The sequence below is a fragment of the Myxococcales bacterium genome (assembly GCA_016706225.1).
In the GTDB taxonomy this organism is placed as follows: Bacteria; Myxococcota_A; Polyangia; order Polyangiales; family Polyangiaceae; genus JADJKB01.
Genome location: JADJKB010000022.1, coordinates 783641 through 807408, shown reverse-complemented (window position 1 = coordinate 807408; position 23768 = coordinate 783641). Strand labels below are relative to the sequence as shown.

Below are 23768 nucleotides of genomic sequence, written 5' to 3'. Positions count from 1 at the left end.
GCGGCTCAGAATCGCAGCGGCACGTAGTTCGGCGGAATGGTGCCCGAGGCTCGATCTTTTCGCGTCTCGCCCTCGGGGCGGAACAGGAAATACGCCGCGATGCCCAGGCCCACTGCGAGTGCGGCGCCGCCGGTCACGAACATCCAGGTGCCGCCGGAGTCCCGATCTTTTTGCGGAGGCCCCTGCTGGGGGATCAGCTCCAAGGTCACGCGCTCGGTCCTCGCCTGATCGTCTTCGATCACGATCTCGGTTTGTTTGTCGCGCTTGCCCTTGCCCGTCACGGTGAGGGTGTGGGTGCCGCTCGCCAGCTTGCCCTCCCACTGTCCCTTGCCAACGACCTTGCCGTCGATGCGGATCACCTCGTCAATCGCCGCCAGGACGCGCAGGCGGCCCTCATGAACGATCGGCACGAGCTTCACGTCGAGCGTGATCTTGGTTCCGCCCTGCAGGTTGCGGGACTCGGTGAACACGCGGAAGCCCGGCTTCTCCACCTTGAACGAACGGTCGCCCTGGGTGAGCACGACCGGCGCGGTGAGCGGTGACTCTCCGAGCTTGTCCCCGTCCACACTGATCTGCGCTCCGGGTTCGTTCACCGTCAAGGTCACCTCACTGACCAACGCGCGCACCATGTCGACCAGCGATTTGGCCTCCAGGCGGTCCGCGTCGGTCAGTTTGTCTCCGCCCTCTGCCAGGTATCGTTCGACCAACCCGAGCACCCGGTCGTAGCGCCGCTGCTGTTTCTCAGCGGCGGCCATGTTCCAGAGCAGCCGAGGGTCTTTCGAAAGCTCGTGCGCTGTCTCGAACTTGAGCTTCGCTCCAGCGTAGTCGCCGTCGACGTAGAGCAGCTTGCCTTGTTCGTACGCATCCTTGGCTTCGCCAGTCAGGCTGTCGGATAGGGGTGCCACCGCCGCGACAGGTTCCGGCTCGTCGGCCTTCTTGTCGGCCTTCTTGTCGGCCTTCTTGTCGGCCTTCTTCGCTTTTTCCTGCTTGGCGGCGGCGGGCTCCTGCTTCTTTTCCGCGGGCTGCGCCAGGGCATGCGGCGCCGCGATGGCAACACTGAGCAGCAGCGCCAGAGCAGAGCTCCACGGTGCGCGACGGGGTTCGCTTCGGGTGGTCACTTGAGTCCGATGTCCAGGGGGTTCTTGGGTTTGGGCGGCGGCTTGGGCTCGGGCTTCGGCTCGGGCTTGGGCTCGGGTTTCGGCTCGTTTTTGCTCGGGGCCTTGGGCTCGGCTTTGGGTCGAGGCGCCGCAGCCGTGGGAAGCGGAGCCGCAGACGTGCTCGGGGCAACCGTCACGGCCGGCTCCGTCGACGCTACTGCAGACGGTTCCACCGTCGGAGGCAGCGCGGGGTCCACGCTCGGTGCCTCGGTCTTGACCGGAGCGACGCTGGCGGCGGCGGGCTCGGGGCTCGGTGTCGGCGTGCGCGTCAGCCAAATGCCAAGGCCACCGAGCGCCGCTACGCCGACTGCAGCCAGGGCGATCATCGGGATGGGTGACTTCTTCTTCGCGCCGCTGACGCTGGTCTCGGTCCACGCCGCGTTGGTGCGCGCCCCTTCCCCGAAGGCAATCGTGGTTGCCGCCGGCTCGTTCGGCGAGTCGACCAAGCTCTCAGTTTCGACGGAGATCGATAGCTGGCCAGCGCTGCTGGTGAGTCCCGCTCGCGACAGCACCTTCCCGATGCGCTCGACGAGCCGATGAGAGCGGTTGGGCGCGAAGGGCGCGAGCGCATTGCACAGCTCCGCCACATTTTGCGGTCGGTCGACGGGATTTCGCTCGAGGCACTTCATCACGACCGCGGCCAGGGGTTTTGGCACGTCCGGCCGCAGCGCGAGCAGGTCCTGGGGGGAGTCCGAGAGGATGGCCGCGCACAGCTCCGGCAGCGAGTTGGCCGTGAACGGCGTGGTCTTCGAGAGCAGCTCGAACAAGATCACACCGAGGGACCAGATGTCCGTGCGATGGTCGACCGTCTTCGCCGACTTCATCTGCTCTGGCGACATGTAGAGCGGCGACCCCATCGCGGTGGCGGTCTTGGTCAGCGAGAAACTGACGGCGTCCGGCTGGGTCATCTTCGAGATGCCGAAGTCGAGCACCTTGACCATCTCGGAGCCGTCGGGGCGCTGGGACAAGAACAGGTTCGCGGGCTTCAGATCTCGATGAATGATCCCGGTCGCGTGGGCCTCCGCCATGGCGTCACAGGCCTGGATCACGTAGTCGACCGCGTCCTCGATGCTCACGCTGGCGGCGTTCTTCTCCTCCGAGAGGTCGTGCCCCTCGAGGTATTCCATCACCATGTACGGCGAGCCGTTGTCCATGCGCCCGACGTCGATGATGCGTGCGACGTGTTCGCTCTTGATCTTCACCGCGGCGCGCGCCTCACGCACGAACCGCTGGGCGACCTCCTCGTTCTCGACCGCGTCCGGGTGCAAGAACTTCACAGCGACGCGCTCCCCCAGCTCGACGTGGGTGGCTGCGACGACGACACCCATGCCGCCTTCGCCGAGGATGCGCTCGACGGAGTACTTGCCCGCGAGCAGCGTGCCCGGGGTCAGCGTGAGTTTTTCGAGGTCAACGTCGCCCATGTTTGCCTGGCCTCAGCAGCCGAGCCCCGGTGGAGTGCCGCCGTCCGCGTCCGTCATGAAGGTGCAGTATCCCAGCTGACCCCAGAGCGAGGTCAGGTTCGAGTCCGGGTTCGGTGTGCAGATCATGTTGGGATCGCTGCAAGGCACCTGGCAGTCACAGAGCTCGATGCACTGACCGAGGTCACCGATGTCGCTGGTGCTGGGCACGAAGTTCTTCATGCACGCGGCAGCGGCCGGCCCGCTCCCGCTCCAGCCGCAAGACGAGGCCGGGTTGATCACACACCCGCCGCTGCACACGAACGTGCCCGGAAGGCCGCCCAGGCTCGGATCCGGAATCGGGCTGCAGATGCCTTCGCAGAACTGGCCAGCGGTGGCGTCTGGAGGGCCCCCGTCCAAGGGAGGGCCCGCGTCCACGCCGGGCGGTGCGCAGCTCGCCCCGAAGGGAGCGCCGAAGGGAGCGAGCTTCGTGCACAGCCCGCTGGCCGGGTTGCACGACGTGAACGCGCTGCCGCCGATGTCGCAGTCCTGCGTGCCGCTGCAGGTCGGCAGGCAAGCTTGCGCAGGACCACCGCCCGAGAACAGCGTGGCGCAGGCCATGTCCGGGCGGCCACCGCACTTGTTGGGGTCGAAGCCGCCGTCGGCGTTGGCGGCTCCTGGAGCACAGCCCTTCAAGCAGTAGTCGGAGCCGGTGCCCGGTGGCCCGAACGAGAAGCAGATCGAGCCTTTTTCGATCAGGGAGCAGTAGTTCGACGGCAGCGCGCCGCCACACGGGTAAGAGCACATGCCCCGCGCGGGCACCTCACCCATCAACGCGCCCGCGACCGTATCCACACACACCAGTGGCGCGCATTCGCCGTTGGTCGTGCATTGTTTTCCGAGCGCGCTGCTCACCGGCGGCGCGTCGAAGGTCGGTGCGTCGAACGCCGAGTCGATCGGCGCATCGAGCGAGGCGTCCGGCGCGGCGTCGCCTCCGCCCGAATCGGAGCCGCCATCCGGGTTGCCACCGTCGACCGAGGCATCCGGCGACGCATCCGGCGAGGCGTCCGGCGACCCGTCGGTGTTCACGTCCGGGGCGATGGAGCCGTCGAGATCCACGCTGCCTGCGTCGAAGGTGCCCGAGCTGCTGGTCACGCTGGACCACGGACCGCAGGTCGGCAGCCCAGAGGTCTTCGTGGTGCAACTCACGGCGGTCGCCACGGCCACCACCGAGCTGTCGAGCAGCTTCTTGCACACACTCGGCGGCAGCTGGAGCCGACCGTTCTCCACCTTCCAACCCTCGGCGTCGTCCCGCTCGAGCGGGATCAGACAGGTCGTGTCGCTACAGATCCCCGCGCCGCCTCCGGGCGGCAGCACCAGCGCGACGTTGTATTTGTCTTCTTGGCCGGCCGGCGGTGCGGCCAGCGTGCAGTTCCCGTCCGGGGCCTCGGTCTGCGCGCCGTTGAAGCACGACAGGGTGTCGAAGCACTGCCCTTTTGCACCCGCCGCCTTGGCGCCACCGAAGATCTGCGTGGGGTCGTAAGGGGCCAGCGTGGCCGAGTCGACCTTCTGGGGCGCGCAGCTTCCCGCGATGCAGGTCTCGGTGTCCGAGCAGTCTTTGTTGGCAAAGCTCGGGTTGTTCGGGTCCGACTTGTCCTCGGTCACGCCTTCCCAGCACAACCACTGAATGCCGATCGGCAGCATCACCAGGCGGTCGTTGGGGACGGTGGTGGTGACCTCCCGCATGATGGTCGCCTTGCCGCTCTTGGTCCGCGCGACGATGCGGATCTTCACCGGCAGCTTGGGGTCGCTGGGGGGCAGGAGTGCCAACGTCCCCGGTAGCGTGGTCTTGTCCGGCGCCGGCCCCAGGTTGTACTCGTTGAGGAGCTTCGGAACCCCGTTGGTGAGCACCTCGATCCGCATGGACGCGACGTCTTCGGGTACGGACATGTCCGTACGAATCGCGAGCATGAGCCCCTTGGCGGGCTCGACGCTGTCTTCGCTCGAGCAGCCCGCCGTGCCGAGCATCGGAATGCCCAGCGCTGCCCCGATCACCAACCCTGTCCGCAGCCAACCGAATCTGTGCATGGAAGAGACGCCTACGTTATCACGGGAGCCGCCCGGGGGCCGCGCGCTGAGCCAATTCGGCGCAGGGGCTGCCGCGCCGCTGCCAGACTGGTGTAAATAGCTGGCCGCGCATGCCTCGGGCTCGCCTCTACCTCGACACGCCGGACGGGAAGCGGCACTTTCCGCCCGGCAGCTACCTCATCGGTCGCGCCGAGGAGTGTGAGGTGGTCCTGGCTAGCGGTCGCTGCTCGCGCCATCACGCCCGGCTGACGGTGAGCGCGGAGAGTGTGACTCTCGAAGATCTCGCCAGTGCCAACGGCACGTTCGTGAACGGCGCAAAGATTGTCGGCACGACGCTCCTCGCCAATGGCGACTTCGTCGTCGTGGGCGGTGAGATCGGCATCGAGGTGGTGCTCGAGCTCGAACCCGAGGTCGCGACGCCGGCGGCGCCCAATGTGCGCGCGAGTAGTGCGGATCGCGACAGCCGACCGTATCTGCCTCCCACCGCGAAGGTCGCGGCGGACGAGATCCTGGAGCGCGCGGCGGACCATTTGCTCGCCCATGGGCAGCATCAACAGGCTGAGCGCACTCTGGAACGCTGGCTCACGACGGCTCTGGCCGCCGCCAAGAGCGGTGAGTGGCGAGAGGACACGCTGATCGAAATGTCGCTGCGCTGTGCGGCCAAGCTGGCCAAGGCGTTGCGCTCGCGACGCTGGGTGGACTACGCGCTCGAGCTCTCCACCGCGGTGACGCGGCCCCTCTCCCTCGAGCACGCGAATCTCCTGAACGACGCCATCGATGCGGCGGGTGTGTCGCCGGCGCCGCTCGCAAACTACACCAGTATGCTGCGCGGGCTGTCTGCAACACCGGAAATTGCGCGGGCAATGGACGAAGCCGAGGCCTGGCACGGGAGCACGTCGGAAGCCCCGTGAGCTCGCGAAGCGAGCCGGAGAGCCCAGCGGTCTTCGAGCTGACCTTCGCGCTGCGCGCGCGTGAAGCGGAGCGACTGTCCGCGGCGTTGTTCGAGGCGGGCGCTGGCGCGGTCGAGGAACGCGCCGGCCCCGCATTGGTGGTCTATCTGACGGACGCCGCAGAAATCGCACGATATTCTCGGCTCGCCCGCGCGACCGTCCAGGGCCCGCTCGAGATCACCGAGCGTGAGCTCGACCCCAGCTGGCGGACCGAATGGATGCGACATCTCGGTCCGGAGGCCATCACCGAGCGTGTCGTGTTTCAGCCGCTCGGCAACGACGAGAGACTCTTGCGCGGCAAGCGCCGGCTCTGGTTCGAACCGGACCAGGCGTTCGGGGTCGGCAGTCACGCGACCACACGACTGGCCGCGCGCGCGGTGGAACGAATCGCTCGCGCGCGGCGTCCGCGGTCAGTACTCGATGTCGGAACGGGCAGCGGTGTGCTCGCCATGCTCGCAGCGATCTCCGGTGCCCAGCGTGTGCTGGGGATCGACGTCGATCCGATCGCGGTCAAGGCGGCCAGGAGGAACGCGCGGCACAACCACCTGACCTCGCGCTGCTCGTTCTCGGGTCGAACGCTCGCTCAGGTGCGCTCGCGCTTCGAGCTGGTGGCCGCCAACATCGAGACCTGGGTGCTGCTCGAGCTCGCGCCGGACCTCGCGCGCGTCACCGCACCCGGCGGCCGTTTGGTGCTGTCGGGTGTGCTGGCGGAACGCGGTGACGAGATGGCTGCGGCCTTTGCTGAACGAGGTCTCTCGGAGCGGGCGAGGGAAGTCGAGGACGGCTGGATCGGGCTCGAGCTGTGTCCGAGCGCGGCGTTGAGCGACGACGTCGACGGCCCAGCAGCTCGGCATCGAGTCGAGAGCCAGCTTCCGGCGCGCACCCGCCGCTCCAGAAGCTGACCCGCAGCCACCGACACGAGCTGCCCCTGCCGCGCGCCGCGCTCCCACCCCCTCCTGAGCCGGCGGAGCCGGCGATTTGGAGGGGGTCGACCACCCGCAGGGGCAAAGCCCCGAGGATGGGCGGGGGGAGGCAGCATCGAAACAAGCGGCCTGCGAGCTGGCTCGCCGTGCCGCGGCCGGCGTCGCGCCAGTGGGCAAGCCCGGCGAAAATTGCTACGACAGCCCGCCCGAATGACGGACGACCCTGGCAAGCCGGAGGCAGACGGCGCAAAAGACGAAGCAGCCGACGACGCGACCGAGAATGCGGCGGAGGCGTCGCTGCACCAAGACGACACGGCGAGCCAGACCTCGCCGCCATGGGCCCCGGCCACACCAGCCGACGAGGGCGCCGAGCCGGCAGACCCGCCCGCAGCGCAAGCGAGCGAGGGCGACGAGGATCACGACGCGCCGGACGGGTCGCAGGCCGACAGCGCTGGACCCGAGGCTGCGCCCGCCGCTCCGTCCGAGCCCGCCCCGATCACGACCAAGACCGAAGAACCCGGCGAGTCTGCCGCACCGCCCGGCAACAAACCTCACTGGGTTCGTGGCGCGATCATCACGCTGGTAGGAGCCATCGGACCGTTTGCGCTGATGGCGACGCCGCGTCGTTGGCCGTTCAGCGTTCCCGTCGGGTTGGTCGGCGCGCTGATCGCCTTCTTTGGCATCGCGGACATGCTCGGCACGTTCGACGATCCGGACGACAAGGTCAGCGTTCGAGCCGAAGGGGCCAAGCTTCGCCCCGCGGTGCTGGAGTTGATCACCGCGTTTGCGGCGTGGTTCGTCTCGCTGCGGCTGGCCGTTGCAGGAGGACTCCCGTTTCCGATCCTCAGCGCCGCCGTGCTCGTGACGGGCACTTTTCTTTGGCTGGTGACCGCGGGTTTTCGCGCCGCGCAGGCGCTGGGAGCGCTCAGGCTGGACGAGACCGGTCGTGAGCGCCCGCTGCTCAGGCGGCACGGCTTCTGGCTCATCGTCTTGACGACGCTGATCTACCTGCCGCTGCTCGGCAGCTATTCGCTGTCGGACCCCTGGGAGACCCACTACGGCGAGGTCGCCCGCGAGATGTTGGTTCGCGACGACTGGATCTCTCTCTGGTGGGCGCAGGACGGCTGGTTCTGGTCGAAGCCGGTCCTGGATTTCTGGATGCAGGGGCTGTTTTTCTCGGCCCTCGGCGTACGTTACATGCCCGACCAGATGCTCTCGAGCGTGGCGCAGGGGCGCCTCCCTCAGCCCGAGTGGGCCGCGCGCATCGGTGTCTTCCTGTTCACGGTGGCGGCGGTCTATCTCATCTACAAAGGCGTGGCGAAGGCCTGCGGTCGTCGCGCCGGGCTGCTCGGCGGCATCGTGCTCGGGACCATGCCGTATTGGTTCCTCATCGCCCATCAGTCGATGACGGACATGCTGTACGTGGCGCCGCTCACGGCTTCGATGGGGTTGTGCCTGCTGGGTTTCCACACCGGAGCGGAGGAACAAGCGCGGGTCTACGAGATCAAGATCGGCTCGCGCAAGCTGCGGGTCTCTTTGTGGCACCTGGTCTTCGGCGCGGTCGTGCTGCTGGTCCTGCCGCAGGTGCTGTACCTCTTGACGCGCAACGTCACGCTCCACATCGAAGGCTCACGGGGTTTCCGCTGGCACCTCGACCAGTTCTTCTCCGGCTCCGGCGGGGGCAACTGCGGCAACCCCGGCAACGAGCCGTGCAAGAACCAGGTCCCGGTCAACAAACTGTTCCAGCCGTGGCATGGCGCCGCGCTGTGGACTGTCGTCACCGGCATTTTGCTGTGGCTCAACCGCAGCGAGCGGCGGCTGTCGCGGCTCTATTTCCTGGGCGCGTGGGTGTTCGTTGCGCTGGCTGCCATGGGCAAGGGCGCGCCGGGTCTGGTGCTGCCGATCTTCTCCGTGGGGGCGTACATCGCAGCGACCCGGCGCTGGCGCGATCTGCAGCGCGTCGAGGTCTTGAGCCTGCTCTTGCTCATCGCGTGCATCACCCTGCCTTGGTACGTGCAGATGTACATGCGGCACGGCCAACCGTTCACGGATCGGTTGCTGTTCCACGACATGTACAAGCGCGCGTTCGTGCACGTGCACGACACGAACATGGGGGACGACACCAGCTTCCGTTATTACGTCTGGCAGCTCGGTTACGGCCTCTTCCCCTGGACGGGCCTGGCTGCAGCGGGCCTCGGCTGGTGGTTGCGTCGTGACAACGACCAGGACGACTCCAAGGGCGACGCAGGGGCATTCCTGGCTCTGTGGTTCATCAGCGCCTTCGGCATGTTCACCATCACACTGACCAAGTTCCACCACTACGTGTTTCCCGTAGTGCCGCCCACCGCCATGCTGATCGGGCTGATGCTCGACCGTGCGCTGGGCGGTTCACAGCTGCCGCGTGGGCGTGAGCTCGCAATCTATCTGACCGGCATCACGACCAGCGTGACCCTGGCCGTCTACGGGGTGATGCGCTTTTTCCCGGGCGCCATCACTGGGCGCCTGGCCGGAGAGAAGCCGCCCGCGCCCGTGAAGTGGATCGGGTATCTGTGCCTCGGCTTGGCGCTCGTCGTTGGGTATGCGGTCATCCGCCGCCTGAAGGGTCGAACCGTGGCGGAGCCGGAGAGCGCGCGCGGCCAGCCGCCGGGTGAGGTGTTTGCGTTGACCGGCAGCGCCGAGCCCGCGCCGACCGGCACGGCCAGCACGACGCTGGGTGTGGTCGACGCTCGGGTCTACGACCAGCTCATGATCGCGGCGCTCGCCATTGCTTCGGCGATCGTGGTCGTGATCGCCGGTCGAGACATGTTCTACACGCTGCAGGGCGACATCGAGGGGCAGGCGCGCTTGATGCACCTGTTCACCTACAACTACCGGCGTCCCTGGCCGACCTCCCTGGACTTCAAGGCGATCTTGGCGGCCTTCACCTTCGTGGCGGCGGCGCTCAGTCTGCTGATCGCGGTGCCACGCCTGCGTACCCACGCGAGCATCGCATTGGTCGCGGTCAGTGTGCTGTGGGCGGCGTGGGGTGTGAACGTCTACCTGTACAAGGCGGCGCCGCACTGGGGTCAGCGTGAGACCATGCTCGCGTACTACGCGGACCGGAAGAACCCCGACGAGGTGATGATCTCGTACCAGATGAACTGGAAGGGCGAGAACTTCTACACGGGCAACAAAACGCCCGCTTTCGTCGCCACCGGACAGAAGTTCAAGGACTTCATCGAAGAGCAGAAGAAGAAGGGCATCACCACGCTCTATTTCACGACGGAGCATGGCCGCGCCCAATCGCTGAAGGGCGAGATTGGTGCGCACAAGACCTTCGAGGGCATCACCACGGAAGCGCTCAACAACAAGTTCTTCACCGTGCGCGTGACGTTCTGAGCCGACGCGCCGACGGCGCTCCACCTACCCCGCGGCAGCGGCCGCCGGCCCCGCGCCCTGCCCGCGCTCACTTCTTCTTCAGCGCGCGACCGATGGTATTGCGGCCCACACCGAGGCGCTTGGCGGCCTCGGTCTTGTTGCCCCCGCAGGCGTCGACTGTCGCCTGAATGTAGATGCGCATCGCGTCGTCGAGCGTCATCCCTTCCGGCACGCGCACGCCGGGGACAGGTTTGCCGCTGCTCGGTGAGGTTTCGGCGAGCTCGTTGCCGCGCCGCGACTGTGGCCAGTGTTCGTCCGCGATGCGGCCATCGGGTGAGAGCACGACCGCGCTCTCGACCCAGTGCTCCAGCTCGCGCACGTTGCCCGCCCAGCGGTGGTTGCGCAGCACCGCCAGTGCATCGGGCTCCAGCACGGGGATCGGGCGGCGATAACGGGTCGCGTACATCTCGGCGAAGTGTCGCGCCAGGATCTCGATCTCGTCGGCGCCGCGCTCGCGCAGCGGCGGCACGTCGATCACCACCACCCGCATGCGGAAGTAGAGGTCCTCGCGGAACTTTCCCTCTGCTACCAGCTTCTCCAGGTCGCGATGAGTGGCACACACCACCCGCACGTCGGCCCGCAACGTCTCGCGCCCGCCCACCCGTTCGTAGCTCCGCTCCTGCAGAAAACGCAGGAGTTTTCCCTGAATTTCCGGCGGCAGCTCACCAATTTCGTCCAGGAAGAGCGTGCCCTCGTGGGCCAGCTCGACCTTGCCTCGCACGCGCCGCTCGGCTCCGGTGAAAGCGCCGCGCTCGTGGCCGAAGAGCTCACTCTCGACCAGCTGCGCCGGCAACGTCGTGCAGTCGACGGTGACGAACGGGCCGCCCTGTCGCGGTGAGTTGACGTGAATCGCTCGCGCGAAGAGCCCCTTGCCGGTGCCGGTCTCTCCGCGCACGAGCACCGTGGCGTCCGTCTGTGCGGCCAGCCCCACGCGTTCGTACACACGACGCATCGCGGGGCTGCGGCCGACGATGCGATTGAACGGTCCGCGCAGCATCAAGCCCGGCCCCGACTCGTCGGGCGCGCGCAGCGTGGTCAGAGCCAGGGCCCGCGCGAGCTGCTGGCCGAGCGCCTCCAGGTAACGCTCGTCCTCCGAGTCGAATGGCCCGTCCTGCCGATTCAAGAGCTGAACCACCCCTCGCACCGGGGCTCGCCCGTGTTCGCGGATCGCGGCCACCAACATGCTCTGGGTGTGGTAACCGGTCGCCCGATCGGCGCTGGGATCGAAGCGCTCGTCCTTCGCGGCGTCGTCCACCCGCACGGTCTCGCCCGTGCGCGCGACGTGGCCGGCGAGACCCTTGCCCATGGGCTGGCGCAGCTCGGGCACCTCGGGCAACACGGCCACCCGGGTCACCAGATCGCCGCGCTCGGCGTCGACGAGCCAGATGCTCGCGCGGTCCGCCCGCAGCGACTCCGCCATGCGCTCGCAAGCCGTCGAGAGCAAGGTGTCGAGATCGACCTCGCGTCCGAGCAGCGAGGACAGATCGATGAGCAGCGAGAGGCGGGACATGGAGAGCGGAGTGGGAGCCAGCATAACCGAGGCCTGGCGCCCGCTCGCGCTCGCTGCGCAGGTTGGCGGGTTCATGCGGCGGCCGCGCGGGCCGGCAGCACGATCTGCATGCCTTCCCGGGCGGCGACGGCTCCCGGGAACAGGTCACGAGCCTTGCTCTCGAGCTCGAGCACGGCGGCGTCCGTGCGCCGCGGGTCGTGGTGGAAGAGCACGTACTGACCGACACCGGCGGCGTGCGCGAGCTTTGCGCCGTCCTCGTAGGTCGAGTGTCCCCAACCCACCTTGGAAGGACCGACCTCGCCGCGATACTCCGCCGGGGTGTACTGCGAGTCGTAGATCAGCACGTCGGCGCCGTCGGCCAGCGCACGCAGCGCGGGATCCACACACGAGTAGTGCTCGGTGTCCGTCGCATAAACGACGCTGCGGCCACCGTAGTCCAGGCGGTAGGCGAGGGAGCCGCCCGGGTGGTTGCCCTTGGCAACACGAATGCGTGCACCCGCGAGCTCCAGCTGATCGCCCGCCATCACCTCTCGCGTGTCGAGCTGACACGGCAGCTCCTCGAGCCGCACCGGGAACACGGGCGTCGACATCTGGTGTTCGAGCACGTCGATGTTGCTCAGGCGGTCCGCCTGGGGTCCCACCACCGTGAGCTTGGTGGTCGGCAGGTAGATTGGCGTGAAGAACGGCAGGCCCTGGATGTGGTCCCAGTGGTGATGCGACAAGAGCAACGTCGCCTCGACCGGCCCTTCTTTCATCAGGGCGTCACCCAGCGCGCGGATGCCGGTGCCCGAGTCGAAGAGGAAGCGGGAGGTGCCACACACGACCTCCACTGAGCTGGTGTTGCCGCCGACTGTCGCCGTCTCCGGTCCCGGCGCCGCGATGCTGCCTCGTACACCCCAGAATCGAATTGCGAACGTCATGGTCTTTTCTCCTTGGCGCCTCCCCAATGCGAGACCTGTGCCGTCGTCAGCATTGGGCAAATACCGGGAGAAAACCCCATCTGTTGCGAGCGTGCACCCGCCTGGCGCGCCAGCCTGGAGCGGTCGGGCTCAGGCTGGTGCTCTCACGCGACGCGCGAACGCCGCTCCGATTCGGGCCGCTATCAGGCCTGACCCTGCAAGAACGCCACTGCCAACAGATGTGCAGCGGTGTCGACCTCACTGGCGTTCGATGCGCTCACCGTTTGAGCCGAGCCGCTCTTCGACACGCTGAGTGAGCTGGCCGCTCGCCGTTTGAGCAGTCGATCATCGTAGCGCGCTCCCGGCATGCGCTCGCGGAGCACCGCGAGCAGGGTCGTGAAGCTCTCCGTGGTGCTCTTGCCCATCCGGGCGCCGAGGCCGGTGTAGTGAAGGCGGGTCTCTCGCAAGAATGCGTGCCCCGTGCCGCTCTTGCAGAGCACGTACAGCACCCGCTCCGTCTCCAGGCTCGCGCTGCGCTCGGTGACCGTCGTGGTCTTCGAGCGAATCAGCCCACCGGACAGGAGCGCCCGACCGACGGCCATCTTCTTCTCGCTGCGCTCGGTGGTGCTCTCTTCTTCCCTGGCGTGGGTCGCAACGAGCAGCGCCAGCACGTCGCTGTAAACGAGCGTCGATTTGCCCACGCCCGGCGTCTCGAAGGAAAGCGCATCGCCACCGAGCTCGAACGTCTTCGGTTGCAGCATGTCGGCCGAGGCCCCGACGCTCGCCGCGTCACAGGCGACGGCGCCATGCTCGCGGCTGCGCAGCGAGGCCAAGAGCCGTCGGGCGCTGTCCGCGTCCGAGGTCGCGAGCAACACCACCGGCAAGGGGGCCGAGAGGGCGAGTCGCAGCTCGTAGGGTGCCTTGCCGAGCAGGGGCCCGAGCGCCGCGAGCTCGGCCTCGAGCAACGCCGGCTCTGGCGGGCTCGGGGGCCTGGCCGCGGAGCCCCAGCGCGTGAGCGCTACCAAGAACATCTGCCTCGATGCTCGCGCCCCCGCGCGTCGGTGACAAGGAGGGAACGCGCCAGCAACTGGCGCGCGGCGCGCTTCACCACAGCGCGTCGTGATTCTCGACCACGCCGAACACGCCGTCGACCTCTGCCGAAGCGAGACCCGCGGGAGTCACGGTTCCGTGAAAGGTGCCGTACGCCTGCACGAAGTTGCTGCGCAAGATCCCGAGCTCCAGGCGTTGACGCCGAGCACCCAGTGGGCGGAACTCGAGCTCGACCTCGGCGGTTGAGCTCCTGCGCCCCCCCCCCCCCCCGCCCCCCCCCCCCCCCCCCCGCCCCCCCCCCCCCCCCGCCCCCCCCCCGCCCGCCCCCCCCCCGCCGCCCCGCCCCCCCCCCCCCCCCCCCGGGCGCGCGCCCCCCCGCCCCGCCCCCCCCCCCCCGTGTGGCCCCTCCCGCAACCCCCGCGCCCCCTCCCCCCCCCCCCCCCTTTTCTTCCCCCGTCCCCCTCCCCCTCCCCCTCCCCCCCCCCCCCCCCCCCCCCCCCCCCCCCCCCCTGCCCAGCCGTCGCTCCGGCGAAGCTGAGGTGGCGCTGACTTTTCCAGTAGCGGGATCATCGGTGGTGCCGGAGATGTGCCCGTGCGAAGCTAGCAGAGCGCATGTCGGCCCGCTCGCTCTCGCTCTCGACCTTCGCGGTCCTCATGGCGACGGCCTTCGGGGCGTCGAGCGGTGACACCACACCAGGCTTTCGGAGCTTGGAGGTCGGCGGCAAGCAGCCGGCCTGGTACCACCCGCCCGTGCCACCTGCTGCGCAGCGGCCGTTGACCGTGTTCTTGCACGGCATGTGTGCACTGCCCGAGTGGGAGTGCCCAGTGTTCGAAGGAGCCACCGGCTCGTCGTGGCTCTTGTGCCCGCCGGGCCCGACGGCGTGCGCGGGCGGTGGGGCGATGTGGGTCGGCCCCACCGAGAAGTTGGGCGCGCGCGTTGGGAAGAGCATCGAACTGCTCGAGCGGCGTGAGCCGGGGACCATGGATCTTGGAAGGCGGACGCTGGTTGGATACTCCCTCGGCGCGCCGGCGGCGCTGCGTCTCGCCCTCTCGCAGCCCGGGCGTTGGCGGCGTCTGATGATCGTCAACGCGAGCACCGACCCGAGCCTCGCGCACCTGAAAAAAGCGGGGGTAGAGCGGCTGGCGCTGGTGGCCGGTGAGCTCGACGGCACCTCACAAAAGCTCCGCCGGACAGCGAAGCGGCTTGCCGGCGCCGGCTTCGACGCGCGCTACTTCAGCATGGGCAAGGTCGGTCACTACTTCGACGCCAAGAGCGCCGAGCGCTTGCAGGAAGCATTGACGTGGATCGGCGCCGACTGGCCGAGCGCCGGCTGAGCCGCGAACGATGGCGCTCTCTGCAACCATCTACCGCTGGCAGGTCAACGTCTCGGACGTCGACCGGGGGGTGTACACGACCCTCGATCTACGGCTCGCGCGGCACCCGTCCGAAAACATGCGGTACTTGATCACCCGCACGCTCGCCTACTGCCTCTCTTACGAAGAAGGCATTCAGTTCAGCAAGGGTGGGATCTCGTCGACGGATGAGCCGCCCATCTCCGTGTACGACCCGACGGGGCTCTTGCTCGCGTGGATCGACATCGGCTCCCCGGCGGCGGAGCGGCTGCACAAAGCGAGCAAAGCGGCGCCGAAGGTCCTGCTCTACACGACCTCGGACCTGGCGTTGCTCCGGAAGGACGCGGCCGGCATCCACAAGGTTGCCGCCATCGAAGTGTTCTTCATCGATCCCCGGCTGGTCGACGCCCTCGAAGCGAAGCTCGACCGCAACTCGAGCTTCGAGCTGACGCACACCGACGGCCACCTGTACGTGACGGTCGCGGGGGCGACCCTCGACGGCAGCGTCGAGCGCCAGAGCCTGGTGGAACCCAGCTGATGGCGAGTCGGCAGGAAAAATCAGCGCCGGCGTCGAGGGATTCGGTTACGCTCACCGGCGCGTGATCCCGAACGGCTCAATCCGAGGCAGCGTGGTGCTCTCGCGCCTCGCCCTGGTGCGACGCACGAAGGGCGACGAGGCGGTGAAGCGCGTGATCGGCGCCTTGCCCGAGGCCGATCAGAAGTTGTTCGGGGGCAGCGTCCAGTCGGGTGGCTGGTATCCGTTCGATGCCGGGGAGCGCATGGACGCGGCGATCGCCGCCGAGCTGGGCGGCGGTGACGAGCTGTTCAAACAGTTCGGCGCCCGCTCGGCGGAGTTCAACCTGGGTGACACCCAGAAGCTATTTGTCGAGGGCCAGGATCCGCACGGGCTCTTGCGCAGTGCTTCGGCAATCTACCGTCTGTACTACGACACGGGGTCGCGCACGTACCACGCACAGGGCGCGAAGAAGGCCATCCTGCGCACGCTGCAGAGCAAGACCTACTCGACCTACGACTGTCTCACCGTGATCGGCTGGCACGAGAAGGCCATCGAGATGTGCGGGGGGCGCTCACCGCGCGTCACCCACAGCAAATGCCGGGCCCGGGGCGACGACTTTTGCGAGTACATCTGCGAGTGGGGTTGAGCGTCTGCGCAATCCCTGCGCAGGCCAGTGATCGCTGACGATCGTCGGTTGCGGGGCGGGGTCGGTCGCGCTACCAAAGCGCCAACCGAAGGAGGCCTCCTCGTGTCCAAACATGTCGTTCTCGCCACCGAGAAACCGTTCGCAGCCGCAGCACGCGACCAGATCCTCGCGATCTTGAAGCAGGCCAAATACGAGGCGGTCGCCCTGGAAAAATACTCCGGGAAGGCGCCGTTGGTCGAAGCCGCGAAGAACGCGGACGCGCTGATCATCCGCAGTGACATCGTGGACAAAGAGGTGCTGGCGGGGGCCAGCAAGCTCGCGCTCGTGGTGCGCGCAGGTGCCGGCTACGACAACGTCGACATCAAGACCGCGAAGGAGCGCGGCGTCGCCGTCATGAACACGCCGGGCCAGAACGCCAACGCCGTCGCCGAGCTGGTGGCGGGCATGATGGTGATGGTCGCGCGCAACCTGTACGACGGCACCACGGGCACCGAGCTCAAGGGCAAGACCCTCGGGCTGCATGCCTTCGGCGCGGTGGGACGTGCGGTGGCGGGTATCGCCAAGGGTTTCGGGATGACGGTGTCGGCGTTCGATCCGTTCGTTGGTCCCGAGGCAATGACCGCGCTGGGGGTCGAACCGGCGGCATCGGTGGAGGCGCTGTACGAGCGCTGCCAGTACGTGTCGCTGCACATCCCTGCCACGACCGAGACCAAGGGCTCAATCGGCAAGGCCCGATTGCTCGCCATGCCGAAGGGCGCAACGCTGATCAACACCGCCCGCAAGGAAGTGATCAACGAGCCGGAGCTGCTGGCGGTCTTCGAAGAGCGCCCCGACTTCCGCTACGTGAGTGACATCGCGCCGGCGGCGGAGACCCTGGCGACGCTCAAAGAGAAGTACGCGGCGCGTCACTACGTCACGCCCGTCAAGCTCGGGGCGCAGACCGGCGAGGCCAACGTGAACGCGGGCCTGGCGGCCGCGCGGCAGATCGTCGCGTTCTTCGAGAACGGCGAGCGTCGCTTCGTGGTCAATCCGTAGCCCGGTCTACGGCAGGCCGAGCACCCAGGCCCACGCGGGCACCGTCACGAGCGAGAGCGGAACCCCGACGCCGACCATCAGGGTGGCGAGCCGGGGTTCCAGCTCCGATTCCATGGCCAAGATGGCGCCGGTGATCATCGGCGCCATCGCGGCCTCCGTGATCGCAACGTCCGCGACGAGCCCCGACATGCCCAGAACACGCCTGAAGACGAGCATCACGATCAGCGGTGCAACGAACAAACGCACCACGAGCCCAAGCCCGAGCGGACGCGCGTGTTTGCGAAGCCCGCGCATGTCGACACGGAGTTGCCAACCGACCGCCAGGAGCGCGAGCGGGACCACCAGCTGCGCGAGTTTTTCGAGCAGGGCGGTCAGGAACGGTGGGAAGGTCGTGCCGCGCAGGGCAACGGCGAGCACGAAGGCCACGAACGGCGGAAAGGCGATCAGGCGGCGGAGCAGCGCTGTGACGCTCGGGCGCGCTTCTCCTCTTCCCCAACCTGCGGTCACGATGCCAGCGGTCGCGAGCACCAGGAACTGCCCCTGATCGACCAGGATGGCCCGCGCCAGTCCCGCCGGTCCATACAGCGCCTCGATCAGCGGAAAGCCGACGAACGAAGTGTTGGCGAGACCCGCCGTGAGCAGCAGACACGCGGTCACCTTGCGCGACCAACCGAGTACACGCCCGGCCAAGCCGAGCAACAGCCACGCGACCGCGAAGATCAACACGGGTGTCGCGAGCGCGGCGCCCAGCTCCGTCAGACCGCCTGGGCCGAGGGAGAGCTTCTGCAGCGTGACCAGCGTGAGCGCCGGCAGTGCGAGATCGATCACCACGCGCGTCAGCACCTCGGGTGTGCTGGCCGGAAGGCGCCCGCTCATTCTCGCGAGCGCGCCTGCCACCAGGCACACGAGGACCAGGAGCAGGTTGGCCACGCCGTTTCGATGCCTCAGAAGCGGACGTTGAGCGTCGCGGCGGTCGAGCGCGGACCGACCCGGGCCGAGGCGCTCACGCCGCTTTGTTTGTCGAGCACCAGGTAGACGCCGATGCCGCTGGCCAACGCTCCGGCGGCGAGGCCGATGAAACCGAGGGTCTGCTCGCGCTTTGCGCTGTCGATTTCACCCTTGGCTTCGGCGCTGTTCCAGTGAGTCTCGCCGGCCTTCAGATCGTGCACCGTGTCGTTGCGATTCTTCGCCGACACGAGCAGCACCCCGCCGACGATCATCAACACACCGCCGGCCGCGAGGGTCACGTAACCCGCGGTCGGAGAGCTCTGTGTGTCCCGCTTGGGCGGCCTCGCCGGCGGCGGTTCTTCGGGGGGAGCTTCGCGGGGCGTTGGCCGCGCCGCCGAAACCTCGGCGCGCAGCGTTGCGATGTGCGCGAGCATTGCTTCGCGATCCGGCGCCGTGTCCCCCGCGAGTGCGAGATATCGCTCGAAGGACTCCGCGGCAGCTCGTTTGTTACCCAGCCGCTCGGAGATCAGACCGACGCGCAATGACACCGCCGGTTTGTCGGCGATGCGCTGCACACACGACAAGATCTCCAGCGCAGCGCGCGGATCCGCCGGCTCACGTCGCAGCGCCTCCTCGAACAGAGCCCTGCCTTTTTCTTCCATCTCGTCCGGGTTGCCGGTGTGGCTCGGACAAGCGGGAACCTCGGCCCGAACCGTCGCCGACAACAAGGCGACGAGCGCGAAGGACTCGGTCACGTGGAGCGCCCGTCTCAGCGCTTGAGACACCCCGGGTAGTCGAAGCTGTCGGGTGTACAGGGTTTGGTCCCTTTGTTGGTCCCCGTCACTTTACCGGGGGACGGCTTGGGCTTACCAGCTTGCGGCGACGGCTTGGACTTCGCGGGCTTCGGCGCTGCGGAGGCGGTAGCCCCCGGGGCTGAAAAGTCCGCCGAAGCGGCCGAGGTCGGCGCTTCGGGGGCGAGCGCGGAAACCTGAGTCGGCTCTTCGGTCGCGCTGACCGGGAGCGCCGGCTCCGTGGCGCCGATGGCCTGGGACGGCTCGGGTTCGTCCCGAGACTGGGGCTCCCTCGACGTTGCCAGCACGGATGCGATGACGAGCACGAGGGCGGCCACGCTGCCCACGATCACACCGCCGACGACCGCGGAGGAGTGGCGACTCGTCGAGGTGACCGGTGGCGGTGCGTGCGAGACCCGTGCGCCGGCATCGACACTCGCGTCGTCGCTCGAGTGCGCCCGAGCGGCATGAACCCCACGACCGCTGGCCAGCGCCGGGATCCCCGGTGCGTCCGAAGGAGGCGGCGGATAACCCGATACGGCGACACGGCGTGTGCGCGGTCGATCGTCGGGCTCGGGTCTCGACTCGCGGGGCGCGCGCAACTTCGGGCGCTTGAACAGGGTGAACGTCCGCGTCTCGAAGCGCGGGCGCTTTGGTGCATCGGCATCCCCCGGCACGGTGCTCGCGTCGTCCTCCAGCATCGAGGCCAGCTTCTTGCGGGTCGTGCCCGCGTGCCGAGTCGCGTAGTCCGACAGCTCCTGCCGAAGCGTGCTCGTGTCCTTGCCCCGAGCCGCGAGCCAAGCGTCGAGCGCGGCGGCGACCGCGGCCCCGTCCGGGAGGCGCGCCCCAGGGTCCTTCACCAGCAAGTGATCCACGATCGCCGCGAGCTCCGGATCCACGTCCTCTTTCAGCGACGCGAGCGGCGGAGTGTTGGCGTAAGCCACCAGCTTCAACAGCTCCAGATCCCCCTTGGCCGCAAACGGCAATTTCCCCGTGATCAGCTCGAACATGACGATGCCGAGCGAGTAGAGATCGGCGCGTCCGTCCACGGGTTTGCGCGCCGCGTACTCCGGCGACATGTAGCCGATCTTGCCCTTGATGATCCCGGTGCGGGTGTGGGAGCTCTTTCCGGTCGCCTTGGCGATGCCGAAATCGGTGAGCTTCACGCTGCCGTCGAAGCCGACCAGGATGTTGCTGGGTGTGACGTCGCGGTGGACGATGTCGAGGGGGCGGCCGTCTTCGCCCGCGAGGATGTGCGCGGCGTGCAGGCCCTCGGCGGCTCGCGCGGCGGCGTACGCAACGAGCTCGACGGGGATTGGCTCATCGGCGCGGCGACCGGTCAGCGCGATGCGAGCGAGCGCCACACCGTCCACGTATTCCATCACCAGGTACGGGCCGTCGTTGTCCTCGCCAAAACCCACCAGGCCCACGACGTTCGGGTGGCTGAGTGCGCCGGTCAGCCAGATCTCGTCGCGAAACATCCGGACGAACTCGGTGTCGCGCGAGTACTCCGGGTGCATGCGCTTGACCGCGACGAAGCGCTCGCCGTCCCGATCGGCGAGGCGCGCCAGCTCGACGGCCCCCATGCCACCGCTGGCGATCTCACCGAGGACGGTGAGATCCATCACGGGGCCCGTCTCGGACATGACCGAGTTATTATCCCAGATTTCTCCGGGACGTGCCGTCGAGCGGAATCAGCGCCCTTCGCCCATGCCGTGTTTGCGCATGAGCTTCTGCATCATCTGTCGCGAAACCTCGGACAGCGCGGCGGCCCGGGTCACGTTGCCGCCCGAGCGCTGCAGCACGAATTCCAGGTACGCGAGCTCGAAGTCGTCCCCCGCCTCACGCCGAGCCACACGCAGCGGAACGACCGAGCCGTCGACGAACCAGCTTCGCGCCGGCACTCCGCCCGCCGGCCCCGGTGCGCTCTGCATCTGATCATGGTGAAGCGGGCGGTCCGGCGTCACGGTCAGCCGCTGCACGGCGTTGCGCAGCTCGCGCACGTTGCCGGGCCAGCGATGCGCCTTGAACATCTCCCATACGTGAGCCGGCACGTCCGCGAGCCGACGCGGGGGGCTCTCCAGGCTCAGGAACCACTCGACCAGGAGCTCGAGATCTTCCATGCGGTCGCGCAGCGGGGGCACCGCTGCGTGGGTGGTTGCCAGGCGGAAGTACAGATCCTGACGGAAGCGGTTCTGCTGGATCTCGGAGCGCAGGTTGCGGTTCGTGGCGGCGATGATGCGCACGTCCACGCCGATGGTCGAGCGGCCGCCGACGCGCCGGATCTCGCGCTTCTCCAGCGCCCGCAGCAACTTCGGCTGGAGCTCCAGCGGCAGCTCCCCGATCTCGTCGATGAACAGCGTGCCACCGTTGGCTTGTTCGAACACACCCAGGTGCGTCGCATGGGCGCCGGTGAACGCCCCGCGTTCGTGTCCGAACAGCTCGCTCTCCACCATGGTCGGGGCGACGGCGCCGCAGTCGAACACCACGAACGGCCCGCTCGAGCGCGCGCTCTCCGCGTGCACGCTCTCCGCGATCAGATCTTTGCCCGTGCCGGTCTCACCCTCGATCAGCAGCGAGACCTCGCTCGGTGCGATGCGCTCGAGATCCGCGAACAGCTCGCGCATGCTGGGCGCGCGGCCGAGCACGTCGCCGAAGCGGTCCGTCTGGACTTGTTCACGGTCGACGGTCTCGCCCAGCCACTGCACGGCGATCCAGGTCTCGCCGAGGGCGATCTGAAAGTCGCCCGTCACGAACCCGTCTTTCAGGCGCACGCCACCCAGCACGATGCCGTTCGTGCTCTCGACGTCGCGCACGCGCATTCCGAGTGGTGTCGGCTGCATCTCCGCGTGGCGGCGCGAGACGGTGTCGTCGGTCAGCACCAGATCGTTTTCGGCGGCGGTGCCGATGCGGATCTGCGTGCCGGCGCTCTCGAAGTAGAGGCCCTTGTTTGGGCCCCGCGTCACGGTCGCCCGCACCTTTGCGTATCGAACGACCGTCGGCAGTGGCCGGGCGCGAGTGGGGCCTTCGCTCATCGAGCGGGATATATCTCACAGCGCGAAAAGAGTGCCTAGCTCAGCCTGAAATCAGGGGCCGGGTTCACGCGTCTGGGCGCAGGAATTGGGCGCACCAATGAACCGGGCGCGCTGGGCGGCGGAGGGGGCTGCGAGGTGGCCGCGTTGTTCGGCGAGGGGCGGCGCGCGGCCGCGCATGCGCGGCGATGAGAGTGCGCGGGTGCAGGGGGCAAGGGGCAGGGGGAAGGCGATGTGGGGTGGGGGTTGGGCGGGGGGGCTCTCGCCGCGGTCGCGCGAGCCTGGACACGGTCTGCGCGCGGCGGGGGATCGTGGTCGCTCCTTGGAGCAGAGAGAGATGAGAATGTTGCGGATCCATTCGGAGGTGCTGGAGGTCGTTCGTCAGCTGCGGGGCGTCATGGCCGTCATCGATCGCAAGGACCGGGCGCGGGTGCAGGGGGCAGAGGGCAGAGGGAACGCGATGTGGGGTGGGGGTTGGGCGGGGGGCCTCTCGCCGCGGTCGCGCTCGCTTCGCTCGCGCGAGCCTGGACCCGGTCTGCGCGCGGCGGGGGATCGCGGTCGCTCCTTGGAGCAGAGAGAGAGATGAGAATGTTGCGGATCCATTCGGAGGTGCTGGGGGTCGTTCGTCAGCTGCGGGGTGTCATGGCCGTCATCGATCGCAAGGACCGGGCGCGGGCGGCAGCTGCGGCGCTGCTCCGCCAGCGTTGGTTTGAACTTGGCCGAGGGCATGTACTCGAGGGGGCGCAATCGCGCCGCGAAGTACCACGTCGCACTCGGGTCAGCGCGGGAGATGCTCGCGTGCCTAGAGCTCGCCGATGCATTCGGCTACGTCGCACCGCTCGACGACGAGATGCGCGGGACGTTCAATCGCATCATTGGGTCGCTCGTGCGGTTGGTGGAGCGGGCGGGGTGAGGGCTGGGTGCGCTGGCGCGCAGCTTGCTCGATTCTCTGAGGCTTGGTGCGGTTCACCTCCAAGAAGAAGCGGCAACGAGCGCTGATGGAAGTCTCTTCGGAGCTCCGTCGGCGACGACACGAGGACGCGCGCGTCACGCACGGCTGGCTCTCGGCCGTGCGTCGCGGACACTTCGAGTACTTCGCAGTGCCCACGAACGAGCGCGTCCTCAAACGCTTCCGTCGTCACGTCGGCAATGCCTGGATGCGCCAGCTTCAGCGGCGCAGTGAGAAGGGTCGGCGCTGGTCGGTCGAGAAGAGTCGCCACTTCGAGCGCAAGATCGCGCTTCCGGAAGTCGAGATCCGTCATCCCTGGCCCGAGGTGCGCTTTGCGACCCGTTGACCCAAGGTGGGAGCCCGGTGCGGGAAATCCGCTCGCCGGGTTCTGTGCGGGAGGCGGACCGAAAGGGCCGTCGCTACCGCGACCAGCTTTGACCGTGCCGGAAGTGGAACCCGAGGACGACACCGCGCAACAGGATCGAGATCTCGAGCAGACGCCCGCACCGCAGATTCCGCCCGCGAGGGCGAAACCGCTCGCGCGCCGGCTCTCCGCAGCGGGCGACGTGTCAGCGCTGGTTCCCGCGCGCATGGTCAACGAGGTGCGTTCGGTCTGGCTGAGCTCCGAGCGCCTGGGTCTCACCGCCAAGATCGACGTGGTCGACGTCGACGAGTCCGGGACGGTGGTGATCCCGGTGGAGTACAAACGAGGCAAACAGCCAGAAGTTCCCGAGCTTGCGCCTCGCAGCCTAGCTACAAGTCACCGCGCTAGGGCATTCCGGCGTCGACTTGCATGTTCCTCCCGTCTGCGCGCTGCAGGCGAAGGCACATGCCTTCTCCGCGTCGTGGAAGCAGACCTGCAGAGGCGGGACCCGGTGTGGGCAGGCATTGCAGGAGAGCGAGTCTGCGAAGTAGCCCCCGCTGCACAGCGCGCCGCATCCTTCGATGCATGCATTTGGGTCGCCGGTTTCGCAGACACAATCGGATAGATCGTCGGCGCAACCGCCGCAGTTTGGCCCGACTGTGCAGTCCGGCGGTGCCCCGGGCCCACCGGTGCAGATGCACGCGGCGAAGACACCTTCCGACTTGCAGAATTGCACCCCCGC

The 23768-nt window shown here is 68.1% G+C and carries 20 protein-coding genes; 9 read left to right on the top strand and 11 right to left on the bottom strand.

What is annotated here, in order from left to right; genetic code table 11:
* Window positions 1-5: 5 nt before the first annotated feature.
* The 3 genes from IPI67_34590 to IPI67_34580 are packed head-to-tail and all read right to left on the bottom strand — an operon-like array spanning window position 6 to window position 4642.
* Complete coding sequence (locus tag IPI67_34590; protein MBK7585305.1) at window positions 6-1118, bottom strand: PEGA domain-containing protein; 1113 nt, start codon at window positions 1116-1118, stop codon at window positions 6-8.
* Entirely contained in the window at window positions 1115-2578 is a 1464-nt protein-coding gene (locus tag IPI67_34585) for a serine/threonine protein kinase (protein MBK7585304.1), read from the bottom strand. The genes IPI67_34590 and IPI67_34585 overlap by 4 nt, the downstream gene beginning before the upstream one ends.
* A 12-nt stretch (window positions 2579-2590) precedes the next feature.
* Entirely contained in the window at window positions 2591-4642 is a 2052-nt protein-coding gene (locus IPI67_34580; GenBank protein MBK7585303.1) for a hypothetical protein, read from the bottom strand.
* Window positions 4643-4752: 110 nt separating this feature from the next.
* Between IPI67_34580 and IPI67_34575 the strand changes: the two genes are divergently transcribed.
* The 3 genes from IPI67_34575 (at window position 4753) to IPI67_34565 (ending at window position 9893) form a co-directional block, all read left to right on the top strand.
* Window positions 4753-5553 carry an FHA domain-containing protein gene (locus IPI67_34575; protein ID MBK7585302.1) on the top strand — a complete coding sequence of 267 codons (801 nt, stop codon included), beginning with the start codon at window positions 4753-4755 and terminating at the stop codon, window positions 5551-5553.
* Window positions 5550-6494 (top strand): 50S ribosomal protein L11 methyltransferase, encoded by a 945-nt coding sequence (locus IPI67_34570; GenBank protein ID MBK7585301.1) that lies wholly within the window; start codon window positions 5550-5552, stop codon window positions 6492-6494. Before IPI67_34575 ends, IPI67_34570 begins: the two co-directional genes overlap by 4 nt.
* A gap of 231 nt (window positions 6495-6725) precedes the next feature.
* Window positions 6726-9893 (top strand): glycosyltransferase family 39 protein, encoded by a 3168-nt coding sequence (locus IPI67_34565; GenBank protein ID MBK7585300.1) that lies wholly within the window; start codon window positions 6726-6728, stop codon window positions 9891-9893.
* A 67-nt stretch (window positions 9894-9960) separates the two neighbouring features.
* On the opposite strand, the gene IPI67_34560 is transcribed toward IPI67_34565, so the two are convergent.
* The 4 genes from IPI67_34560 to IPI67_34545 form a co-directional block, all read right to left on the bottom strand.
* Complete coding sequence (locus IPI67_34560; protein MBK7585299.1) at window positions 9961-11442, bottom strand: sigma-54-dependent Fis family transcriptional regulator; 1482 nt, start codon at window positions 11440-11442, stop codon at window positions 9961-9963.
* Between the two features lie 71 nt (window positions 11443-11513).
* Window positions 11514-12362: an MBL fold metallo-hydrolase gene (locus IPI67_34555; GenBank protein MBK7585298.1), complete on the bottom strand. Its 849-nt coding sequence runs from the start codon at window positions 12360-12362 to the stop codon at window positions 11514-11516.
* A gap of 182 nt (window positions 12363-12544) precedes the next feature.
* The gene (locus IPI67_34550; protein ID MBK7585297.1) at window positions 12545-13372 is read right to left on the bottom strand and encodes a hypothetical protein; all 828 of its coding nucleotides are present in this window, start codon (window positions 13370-13372) and stop codon (window positions 12545-12547) included.
* Window positions 13373-13445: 73 nt separating this feature from the next.
* Complete coding sequence (locus tag IPI67_34545) at window positions 13446-13805, bottom strand: DUF2804 family protein (protein MBK7585296.1); 360 nt, start codon at window positions 13803-13805, stop codon at window positions 13446-13448.
* Window positions 13806-14003: 198 nt separating this feature from the next.
* On the opposite strand from IPI67_34545, the gene IPI67_34540 reads away from it, so the two are divergent.
* The 4 genes from IPI67_34540 to IPI67_34525 all read left to right on the top strand — a co-directional run bounded on the left by IPI67_34540 (window position 14004) and on the right by IPI67_34525 (window position 16942).
* Window positions 14004-14726, top strand: a complete 723-nt coding sequence (locus tag IPI67_34540; GenBank protein MBK7585295.1) for a hypothetical protein — start codon at window positions 14004-14006, stop codon at window positions 14724-14726.
* Window positions 14727-14736: 10 nt separating this feature from the next.
* Window positions 14737-15282: a YaeQ family protein gene (locus IPI67_34535; GenBank protein ID MBK7585294.1), complete on the top strand. Its 546-nt coding sequence runs from the start codon at window positions 14737-14739 to the stop codon at window positions 15280-15282.
* A gap of 61 nt (window positions 15283-15343) precedes the next feature.
* On the top strand, window positions 15344-15907 hold the full coding sequence (locus tag IPI67_34530; GenBank protein MBK7585293.1) for a TIGR02265 family protein: 564 nt from the start codon (window positions 15344-15346) through the stop codon (window positions 15905-15907).
* A 102-nt stretch (window positions 15908-16009) separates the two neighbouring features.
* Window positions 16010-16942, top strand: a complete 933-nt coding sequence (locus IPI67_34525) for a 3-phosphoglycerate dehydrogenase (GenBank protein MBK7585292.1) — start codon at window positions 16010-16012, stop codon at window positions 16940-16942.
* A gap of 6 nt (window positions 16943-16948) precedes the next feature.
* Here IPI67_34525 and IPI67_34520 read toward each other — a convergent pair whose 3' ends face one another.
* From IPI67_34520 to IPI67_34505, 4 genes are read right to left on the bottom strand one after another with little or no spacing between them, the layout of a single operon-like run.
* Complete coding sequence (locus IPI67_34520; protein MBK7585291.1) at window positions 16949-17872, bottom strand: AEC family transporter; 924 nt, start codon at window positions 17870-17872, stop codon at window positions 16949-16951.
* 14 nt (window positions 17873-17886) lie between these two features.
* Window positions 17887-18645: a hypothetical protein gene (locus tag IPI67_34515; GenBank protein MBK7585290.1), complete on the bottom strand. Its 759-nt coding sequence runs from the start codon at window positions 18643-18645 to the stop codon at window positions 17887-17889.
* Between the two features lie 14 nt (window positions 18646-18659).
* Complete coding sequence (locus IPI67_34510; GenBank protein ID MBK7585289.1) at window positions 18660-20327, bottom strand: protein kinase; 1668 nt, start codon at window positions 20325-20327, stop codon at window positions 18660-18662.
* A gap of 48 nt (window positions 20328-20375) precedes the next feature.
* Window positions 20376-21716, bottom strand: a complete 1341-nt coding sequence (locus IPI67_34505) for a sigma 54-dependent Fis family transcriptional regulator (protein ID MBK7585288.1) — start codon at window positions 21714-21716, stop codon at window positions 20376-20378.
* 634 nt (window positions 21717-22350) lie between these two features.
* On the opposite strand from IPI67_34505, the gene IPI67_34500 reads away from it, so the two are divergent.
* Together IPI67_34500 and IPI67_34495 are read left to right on the top strand one after the other, a co-directional pair.
* On the top strand, window positions 22351-22626 hold the full coding sequence (locus IPI67_34500; GenBank protein ID MBK7585287.1) for a four helix bundle protein: 276 nt from the start codon (window positions 22351-22353) through the stop codon (window positions 22624-22626).
* Between the two features lie 46 nt (window positions 22627-22672).
* Window positions 22673-23008: a hypothetical protein gene (locus IPI67_34495; protein MBK7585286.1), complete on the top strand. Its 336-nt coding sequence runs from the start codon at window positions 22673-22675 to the stop codon at window positions 23006-23008.
* Window positions 23009-23768 lie beyond the last annotated feature (760 nt).